3 protein-coding genes are annotated in these 9,979 nt (G+C 76.9%); all 3 read right to left on the bottom strand.

Features of this window, described 5'->3' with window-relative positions; translation table 11 throughout:
• On the bottom strand, positions 1 to 1,265 hold a 1,265-nt coding region (locus tag IF129_RS25825), incomplete at its 3' end, for a beta-ketoacyl synthase N-terminal-like domain-containing protein (protein WP_398850137.1).
• A 14-nt stretch (positions 1,266 to 1,279) separates the two neighbouring features.
• The gene (locus IF129_RS25820; protein ID WP_191212262.1) at positions 1,280 to 6,883 is read right to left on the bottom strand and encodes a type I polyketide synthase; all 5,604 of its coding nucleotides are present in this window, start codon (positions 6,881 to 6,883) and stop codon (positions 1,280 to 1,282) included.
• 91 nt (positions 6,884 to 6,974) lie between these two features.
• Positions 6,975 to 9,979, bottom strand: a 3,005-nt coding sequence (locus IF129_RS25815) for a type I polyketide synthase (RefSeq protein WP_191212261.1), incomplete at its 5' end; no start/stop codon positions are given.

Raw genomic sequence — 9,979 nt, 5'->3', positions numbered from 1 at the left:
ACGGTCTTGATCACGCCGGAGACTCCGGCGGCGGCCTGGGTGTGTCCGATGTTGGACTTGAGCGAGCCGAGCCACAGCGGTCGTTCGGCGGGGCGGTTCTGTCCGTAGGTGGCCAGGAGGGCCTGGGCCTCGATCGGGTCCCCGAGCGTCGTACCGGTCCCGTGTGCCTCCACGGCGTCCACCAGGTCGGCCGACAGCCCCGCCGCGTCCAGCGCGGCCCGGATGACGCGTTGTTGCGCGGGTCCGTTCGGTGCGGACAGGCTGCTGGTGGCGCCGTCCTGGTTGACTGCCGAGCCGCGCAGCACCGCCAGCACCGGGTGTCCGAGCCGACGGGCCTCGGACAGCCGCTCGACCAGCACCATGCCCACGCCCTCGCCCCAGGCCGTGCCGTCGGCAGCTGCGGCGAACGACTTGACGCGGCCGTCGGGCGCCAGCCCGTCCACCCGGCTGAAGTCGACGAAGGTGTCCGGGGTCGACATCACGGTCACGCCGCCCGCCAGCGCCATCTCACACTCGCCGCGCCGCACCGACTGCGCGGCCAGGTGCAGCGTGACGAGGGAGGACGAGCAGGCGGTGTCGACGGTGACCGCCGGGCCCTCCAGACCCAGCACGTAAGCGATCCGTCCGGAGGCCACACTGCCCGCGTTGCCGCTGCCGAGGAAGGCCGCGACGGTCTCGTCGACCTCACCGAGACGCGTGGCGTGGTCGTGGTACATCAGCCCGGCGAACACGCCGACCCGGTGGCCGCGCAGTGTGGTCGGGTCGATCCCGGCGCGTTCGACGGCCTCCCAGCTGGTCTCCAGGAGCAGCCGCTGCTGCGGGTCCATGGCCAGCGCCTCGCGGGGGCTGATGTCGAAGAACGCGGGGTCGAAGTCGGCGGCCCGGTCGAGGAAGCCGCCCTGCCACACGTACGAGGTGCCGGGCCGCTGCCTGCTCGGGTCGTGGAGGTCCGCCTCGGGCCAGCCCCGCTCGGGCGGCGGCGGCCCGATGGCGTCGCCGCCGCGGAGGACCAGCCGCCACAGCTCCTCGGGTGTGGTGACGCCGCCGGGGAGCCGGCAGGCCATGCCGACGAGGGCGATGGGCTCGCGGTCGGCCTCCTCCAGCTCGCTCACCCGGCGCCGGGCCTCGCTCAACTCGGTCGTGGCCCAGCGCAGATGCTCGCGGAAGGTGTCGAGCTGGGAGGACGCGCCGTCCTCGGACCGCGCTCCGGCGGCGGGTGCGCCTCCGGGCGGCCCGGACGGTGAGGTCGATGACTCGTGCGACACGTGGAACCGCTCCTTCATCCGTGCTGACGGCTCGTTGACGACCCGCCGTCGGCGGAGCGCATCTGGTTCAGGACCGCGAGGAGTTCGTCGTCGGACGCCTCGGTGAGGTCGGGGGCCCCGGACGCGTCCGACTCCGGCGCCGTGCGGGGTGCGGTGGGTGCGGGGGAGGAAGCCTCCCCGGGCCACCGGGAGACGAGGTCCCGCAACCGCCGGGCGACGGTCTCCCGGGCGGCGGCGTCGGCCTCGTCGGCGAAGGTGGCGAGGAAGGACTCCACCCGGTCCAGTTCGGCCAGGGCGGGTGCCAGGTCGGGGGCGGCCGGGCCCGCCTCGGCCAGCTCCGCGCAGAGGTGGTCGGCGATGGCCGAGGCGTTGGGGTGGTCGTAGATCAGGCTGCTCGGAAGCTCGACCCCGGTGGCCTCGAACAGCCGCTCCTGGAGGGTGAGTCCGGACAGGGAGTCGAAGCCCAGGTCCGTGAGCCCCTGATGCGGGCTGATCTCCTCGGCGGTCACGTCCCCCAGCACCACGGCGGTGTGGGAGAGGACGAGGGCGAGCAGGGCGCGGCGTCGCTCGGGCTCCGCCATGGCCTTCAGCCGCCTGACGTGCGGCTCGCCCTCGGCGTGGTCCGTGCCGCTGTTCGGCGGCTTCGGTGGGGCGGCGGTGGGGCCGGGCGGCTCGGCCAAGGGCGCATGCGGGACCGCAGCCGCCGGACCGCGCAGGAGAGCGGGGAGCGGTTCGGCGCCCGGGCCCTCCCGCAGCCGCTCGGGGTCGAGCCGCAGGGGGACGAGGACCGGTTCCCCGGCCGTCGCGCGGGCCGCGTCGAACAGGCTCAGGGCGTCCTCGGTGGCCAGGGTGCGGATACCCGACCGTGCGAACCGCTCCCGGTCGGCGCTCCCCAACGCGGCGGTCAGTGCGCTGGGTTCGTCCCACGGGCCCCAGGCCAGGGAGAGGGCGGGCAGCCCCTGGGCGTGCCGCAGTCGGGCGAGGCCGTCGAGGAAGGCGTTGGCGGCGGCGTAGTTGGCCTGACCGGCGCTTCCGAAGGCGCCGGCCGCGGAGGAGAACAGCGTGAACTGCGTCAGGTCCGTGTCCTTCGTTAGCTCGTGCAGGTGCCAGGCCGCGTCCACCTTCGGCGCGAAGGCGGTGGCGAGGTGGCCCTCCGACTGGTTTCCGAGCGTCGCGTCGTGCGTCACGCCCGCCGCGTGCACGACGGCCGTCAGCGGGTGGGCCGGGGGCACCGCCGCGAGGACGGCGGCGAGCGCCGACCGGTCGCCGAGGTCACAGGCGGCCACCGTGACGCGGGCCCCCGACGCCGCCAGTTCCTGGGCCAGTGCGGCCGCACCCGGGGCCTGTTCGCCACGTCGGCTGACCAGCAACAGGTGTCGGGCTCCGCCTGCGGCCAGCCGTCGGGCCACCCGCGCGCCCAGGGCGCCGGTGCCCCCGGTGACGAGCACCGTTCCCTCCGGGTCGGGCTCCCGCACGTCCCCGCTGCCGCTGCCGGTGACCGGGAGCGCGGCGGACAGCCGGGGAACCCACAGCGCGTCCGATCCGATCGCGACCTCCGGCTCCTCACGCACCGCGCGGAGCGCCTGCGCGAGCAGCCCGGCGTCCGGTGCCGGGTTTGCCGAGCCCGCCGGGACGGCCGGGACGGCCAACAGGCCGAACCTGCGCGGGTGTTCGGACCGGGCGCTGCGGACCAGCCCCCGCAGGGCGGCAACGACCGGAACGAAGGGCGAGCCCTCGGCCGCCGTGTCCTCCGCGGGCCGGCCGTCCGCGCCCGGCACCCCGGTCCAGACCGGTACCAGTCGGCTCCCGGCCAGGCCGGGAGCCGCGAGCCAGACGTGCAGGACGTCCAGCAGCCCGGCCGCCGCAGCGCGCGCCGAGGCCGGAACGTCGCGCGGGGCGGTGTCGGCGGCGTCGTCCGGCGTGGCGGCGTGGCCCAGGGGCAGCAGGACGACGTCCGGAGCTTGCGTCCCGTCGGCCACGGCGGCGATCAGCGCGGGCAGGTCGGGGTAGCGCGGGCCGTCGGCCCACGGCACCGCGTCCCCACTGCCGATGACGGCGGGCGACCCGGCGTCGTGCGCCGGGCCGTCCGGCGCCGCCCCGGCCGGGGCGTGCCGTGTCCACCGCGGCCGGAGCAGCCCGTCACGACCGGCCCCGGAGCCGGTCGTGACGCCGGGCTCGGCGGGCCGGCTCAGCAGTGATACCACCGACAGGACCGGCACTCCGGCCGCGTCGGCGGCCCACACGGACACCGCCTGCCCGGAATCCGGCGTCGGCCCCTCGGCCGGGGCGAGGCGGACCCGCAGCGCTCCGGCGCCCGCCGCACCGGCCGTGACGCCGTGCCACGCCGCCGGAACCCACCGCTCCGCCAACGCCCGGGGGTGCGCCACCGGCCACGCCTGGAGCGCGGCGTCCAGCAGCGCGGGGTGCAGACCGTACCGGCCGGCCTCGGACTGGAGCCCGCCCGGTGGCGTGACCTCGGCGAACACCTCGTCGTCCCGGAGCCACACCCGTCGCAGCCCCTGGAAGGCCGGCCCGTACGCGATGCCGTGCGCGGCAGCGCGCCGGTGGAACCCCTCGACGGGCACGGCCGTGGCCCCCGGCGGAGGCCAGGTCACCAGGTCGGGGCCGCCGCGCACGCCCTCCGGTACGGCCGTCCCCCCGGGCGCGCCGGTGCGCTCCAGCGTGCCCGTCACGTGCCGGGTCCAGTCGTGGCCCGCGCCGGGCCGGGTGGAGAGGACCAGGCGGCGTCGGCCGTCCGGTCCGGGCGCGGCGAGGTGCAGGCGCACGGCCCGCTCGGCGGGGCGTCCGGGCTGCGCCGGGGCGCCCGAGCCCGGGAGGGTCAGTTCGACCGGAGCGTGCAGGGCCAGGTCCGCCACCCGGGCGTATCCGGTGGCCGCGCCCGCCCAGCGGGCCAACTCCACCAGGGCCGTGCCCGGAACCACGATCCGGCCGCCGACCGTGTGGTCCGCGAGCCAGGGGTGCTCGGCCGTCGACAGCCGTCCGGTGAACAGCATGCCCTCGCCGTCCGGGAGGTCGACGGCCGCGCCGAGCAGCGGATGTTCGGCGTCGACCAGCCCGGCGGCCGTCGCGTCGACCGTGGGCGGGCCGTCCGCCAGCCAGTACCGGCGCCGCTGGAAGGGGTACGTCGGCAGGTCCACCGGCGCGGCGCCGTCGGAGCCGGGCTCCGGGAACACGGCCCTCCACCGCACCGTCACCGCGCTCACGTGCAGCTCGGCGAGCGCCCTCAGCAACGCGCCCGCGCCGCCGTCGCCCGCGTCCGTGCCGCCGAGCGGGGAGGGGACGAGCCGCCCGGGGCCTCCGTCGAGCGCCTCCGCGAGCCGTGCGCCGACCTCCCCCGCCACACCGACCTCCACGAACAGCCCGTGCCCGCGCTCCACCAACGCGCCCGCGACCCGCTCCAGTTCACCGGAACCCGCCGTGGCACGACGCAGCGGCACCCGGGCGGCCGACGGATCGGGAGCCGGCCCGCCGTGCGCGACGGCGCGCGCACCCTCCTTGAGGGACAGCGCGCCCGCGACACAGGCCGCCGCGACCTCCGCGACATCAAGCCCTCCACCGGCACCGCCGGACCCTGTCTCCCCGTCACCCGCCACGCCGACGACCGCCGCCGCCCGCACACCCGACGCCTCCCACAGACCGGCCAGCGCCACCAGCACCGCCCACCGCGTCACGGGCTCGTCCTCCGGCCCGGGCAGCGCCCCGACCTCCTCGCTCCGCTCCCGGCCCGCCGCACGCGCGGGCAGCGCCTCCACGGCGGCCAGCGCCTCGGCGCACTCGGCGAGCCGCCGGGCGAAGGCCGGAAACGCCCGAGCCAGCGGCCCGACCCAGCCGAGCCCGGCCCCCGGCGCCTGTTCGGAGAGCACCAGCACCGGCCGCGCCTCGCCGTCCACCACGCCCCGCACCAGGCCGGCGGCGGACCGTCCGGCGGCCAACGCGTCCAGTGCGGAGCGCAGTTCGCCCAGTGCCTCGCCGAGCACCACCGCCCGGTGCTCGAAGACCGACCGGCCGCACGCCAACGCCGCGCCCACCGCGTCCGGCGCCGTTTCCGGCCGCGCGGCCACGTGCTCCGCCAGGCGCGCGGCCTGATCGCGCAGCGCCTCCGGCGTCCGCCCCGAGAGCACCCAGGGCACGGTGCCCGTGGCGCCGGGCCCGGGCGTCGCCGACGTCGCCTCCGCAAGCGGAGCGGGCTGCTCCAGGACGACGTGCGCGTTTGTGCCGCTGACACCGAAGGAGGAGACACCGGCGCGCCGCGGCCGGTCCGTGTCCGGCCAGGCCCGCCGGGCGACGAGCAGGTCCACCGCGCCCGCGTCCCAGGCCACGTGCGGGTTCGGCGCCTCCACGTGCAGCGTGCGCGGCAGCACCCCGTGCGCCATGGCCTGCACCATCTTGATCACACCCGCCACTCCGGCGGCGGCCTGGGCGTGGCCGATGTTGGACTTCACCGAGCCGATCCACAGGGGGCGTTCGGCGGGACGACCCTGTCCGTAGGTGTCGATGAGCGCCTGCGCCTCGATGGGGTCGCCGAGCTCGGTACCGGTGCCGTGTGCCTCGACCGCGTCCACGTCCGCCGACGAGAGTCCGGCCGCCGCCAGCGCCTGACCGATGACGCGCCGCTGCGCCGCCCCGCTCGGCGCCGTCAGCCCGCTGCTGGCACCGTCCTGGTTGACCGCGCTGCCCCGCACGACGGCGAGCACCCGCCGCCCGTGCCGCCGGGCGTCGGACAGCCGCTCCAGGAGCAGCATCCCGACGCCCTCGCCCAGCGCGGTGCCGTCGGCCCCGGCCGCGAACGCCTTGCAACGCGCGTCGGCGGCCAGCCCGCGCTGCCGGCTGAACTCCACCAGGGCCAGCGGCGAGGCCATCACCGTCACCCCACCGGCCAGCGCCATCGTGCAGTCTCCGGAGCGCAGCGCCTGCACGGCCTGGTGGAGCGCCACCAGCGAGGACGAGCAGGCCGTGTCCAGCGAGACGGCGGGCCCCTCGAGCCCGAGCGCGTAGGCGACCCGGCCGGACGCCACGCTGCCCGTACTGCCGTTGCCCAGGTATCCCTCGAACTCCCCGGGCGCGTTGCGCAGCCGGGCGGCGTAGTCCTGGTAGATCACGCCCGCGAAGACGCCGGTCCGGCTGCCCCGCAGCGTCGTCGGGTCGATGCCCGCGCGTTCGACGGCCTCCCAGGAGGTCTCCAGGAGCAGCCGCTGCTGCGGGTCGGTGGCCAGCGCCTCCCGGCCGCTCATCGCGAAAAACGGAGCGTCGAACGCGGCCGGGTCCGCCAGGAAGCCGCCCTCGGTGACGTAGACCTTCCCCGTCCGAGCCGGGTCCGGGTCGTACAACTCCTCGTCCCAGCCCCGGTCGTCCGGCAACGGCGCGATGACGTCGCGTTCCTCCTCGACGAGACGCCACAGCTCCTCCGGCGAGCCGACCCCGCCCGGGTAGCGGCACGCCATGCCGACGATCGCGACGGGCTCGCGGGCGGCGTCCTCGGCCTCACGCAGCCGCTGCCGCGTTCGGCGCAGGTCCACGGTCAGCCGCTTCAGCGCGTCGACGACCTTCGCGTCGGTTCCGCTGGTGCCCGGGGCTCCAGCTGTCGGATCGCTCGTCATGATGGTGGGCTGACCTTCCGTACGAGGGTGCTTGGGCGGGGGCCCGTTGGGCGTGGTGGGCGTGGTGGGCCGTGCGGCGGCGCCGGGCACGTCAGGACCTGCGGAGTTCGTCGTCGACGATGTCGAGAATGTCCTCCAGGGAGGCGTCCGCGAACGCGTCCTCGGCCTCGGCCGGCTCGGAGTGCGGGGCGTCCAGCCGCTCCAGCAGCCCCCGCAGCCGCGCCGAGACCCGCTCGCGTTCCGGCCCGGCCGTCGCGGCCTCCGCGCCGCCGCCCAGCAGCCCGGAGGCGACCAGCGCCTTCTCCAGCAGCTCGAGTTCGGGCGCCGCAGGGGTGACGGCACCGGCCACGGGCCCGACACCGTCGGCCGGCCCGGTCTCCGCCCCGGCCGGCGCCCCGGTCTCCGCCCCGGCCCGGCCCCCGGCCGGTCCTCCCGTCTCCTGGAGCCGCACGTCCAGGTGCGCCGCGAGCGCCCCCGGCGTCGGATGGTCGAAGATCAACGTGGCGGGCAGCCGCAGGCCCGTCGCGGCCCCGAGCCGGTTGCGCAACTCCACGGCCCGCAGCGAGTCGAACCCCGTCTCCAGGAACCCGCGCGTGGGACGGACGGCGTCGGCCGAGCTGTGGCCCAACACCGTCGCCGCCTGGCGGCACACCAACTCCTCCAGGGCGTGGGCCCGTTCCCCCGGCGTGAGACCGGCGAGCGCGAGCCGGTCGTCCTCCACCGGCGGCGGGCCCCCGGAAACCGCCGCGCGCGGCAGGCCCCTTCCCGGCGCCAGGTCCCGCAACACCGGCGCGATCCCCCCACCGTCGCGCACCGCCGTCAGGTCCAGCCGGATCGGCACCACGACGGCACGGTCCTCCCCGAGCGCCCGGTCCAACAGCCCCAGGCCGTCGGCGCTCGACAGCGGCAGCACACCGGCCCGCCGCATCCGGTCCCGTGCGGCCGCGTCCAGCCGGCCCGTCAACCCGCTCGTCTCCGCCCACAGGCCCCAGGCCAGGGAGTGACCCGGCAGCCCCCGGTCCCGACGGAAGCGGGCCAGCGCGTCCAGACACGCGTTGGCCGCCGCGTAGTTGGCCTGGCCCCCGTTGCCGAGCATCCCGCCCGCCGCCGAGAACAGGACGAAGCGGGTCAAATCCAGCTCACGGGTGAGCTCGTGGAGGTGCCACGCACCCGCGACCTTCGGCCCCAGGACGGCGGACACCCGCTCGGCGGTGAGGGTCTCGACCGTGCCGTCCTCCAGCGTCCCCGCCGCGTGGACGACGGCGCCCAGCGGCCGGTCGGCGGGCACGGTCCCCAGAACCTCGGCCAGGGCCGCGCGGTCGGAGACATCACAGGCCGCGACGGTGACCTCGGCCCCCAGCTCCCGCAGCTCCGCGCAGAGCCCGTCGGCACCCGGGGCCTCCACACCCCGTCGGCCGAGCAGCAACAGGTGGCGCACCCCGTGCCGCCGCACCAGATGCCGGGCCACCAGGGACCCCAATGTGCCCGTGCCCCCGGTGATCAACACCGTACGCCCGGCGTCCCAGGGCTCCGCTCCCGGCGTGGCGCCGTCCGGCCCTGGGACGTCCGGCCGCGGTGCGTCCGGCGTCGCGGGACGCAGCCGTACCAGGCGGGGCACGAACAGCCGCCCCCCGCGCATCGCGTACTGCCCCGCGTCGTCCCCTTCCGCCGCGACGGCGGCGAGCGCCGCGCGGAGACCCGCCGAGCCGTCCGCGTCCCCGGACGCCGTGCTGTCCTCGGCGTCCACGATCAGAAGTCGGCCGGGGAACTCGGCCTGCGCCGAGCGGACCGCGCCCCACACCGCAGCCGCCGCCAGATCGCAGACCTCCTCACCCTCGCGCACCGCCACGGCCCCCCGCGTCAGCAGCACCAGCCGCGAGGCCCCGAACCGAGCGTCCGTCGCCCAGACGCGCAGCAGGGCGACCACGCGCCGCACCGCGAGGTCGACGCGATCCGGCACCGGCGACCGATGCGCGGACCATCCGCACGGGACCACGACCACCTCGGGGGATGCCTCCACCCCAACCGCCGCGTCGAGCAGACCGGTGGCGACCTCCTCCGGGTGCCCCTCGGCGTCCAGCGCGTCCGCCGGGACGACGACCGTGCGCGGAGCGGCCCCGCCCGTCCGCCCGGACACCTCCCGCCACACCGGCTCGTACAGCGACTCCGCCACCACGGCCCCACGCGCCGCCGCCGCCAACCGCTCCCGCTCGACCGGTCGTACCGCCAGGGACGAGACGGTGGCGACCGGGGACCCACCGGCGTCCGCCACACTCAGCGACAGGGCCTCGGGCCCATCCGGAGCCAGACGCACCCGCAACTCCGTGGCACCCACCGCGTGCAGAGCGATCCCGCGCCACGCGAACGGCAGCCGGACCCGGTCGACGCCGTCCACCAGGTGCGGGTGCAGCGCGGCATCGAGCAGCGCGGGATGAACCCGGAAGCGCTCGGCGTCCGCGTGCGCCTCCTGGGGCAGACCCACCTCGGCGTACAACTCCGCACCGCGCCGCCACACCTGCCGCAGCCCACGAAAGACGGGACCGTACCTCAGGCCCTCCTCGGCCAGCCGCTCGTAGAGCCCCTCCACAGGCACCGGCTCGGCCCCGGCAGGGGGCCACGTTCCGGCCCAGGCACCTGACGCCGCCGCGTCCGCCGCATCCGCCTCCGGGACAGCGGGGGACAGGACGGCGGTCGCGTGCAGAGTCCAGGTGCGGTGATCGGCCGTGCTGTGCACGGTGAGGGCGCGGCTGCCGTCGTCGGCCGGCGATTCCGTACGGACGTGGACCGTCAGGGCCGCATCGGCGCCGAGGACCAGGGGAGCGTGCAACGTCAGCTCCTCGACGTACGGGGTTCCGGCGTGCTGCGCCGCGTGCAGCGTGAGGTCGAGGAGGCCGGTGCCCGGGAGCAGGACGGTGTCCCACACCGCGTGATCGGCAAGCCAGGGGTGCGTGCCGGTGGCCAGTGTGCCGGTGTGCAGGGTGGCCCCGTCCGGCAGCGTCGTCGCGACGGCAAGCAGCGGGTGCTCGGCTGAGGCGAGCCCGGCCGACCGCACCAGCGCGTCGGGCGCCGGCGCGCTGTCCAGCCAGTAGCTCTGGT

Origin of the sequence: Streptomyces chumphonensis, from assembly GCF_014779715.1 — a bacterium.
GTDB classification, from domain to species: Bacteria; Actinomycetota; Actinomycetes; order Streptomycetales; family Streptomycetaceae; genus Streptomyces; species Streptomyces chumphonensis.
This window is presented reverse-complemented; position numbering and strand designations above follow the sequence as displayed.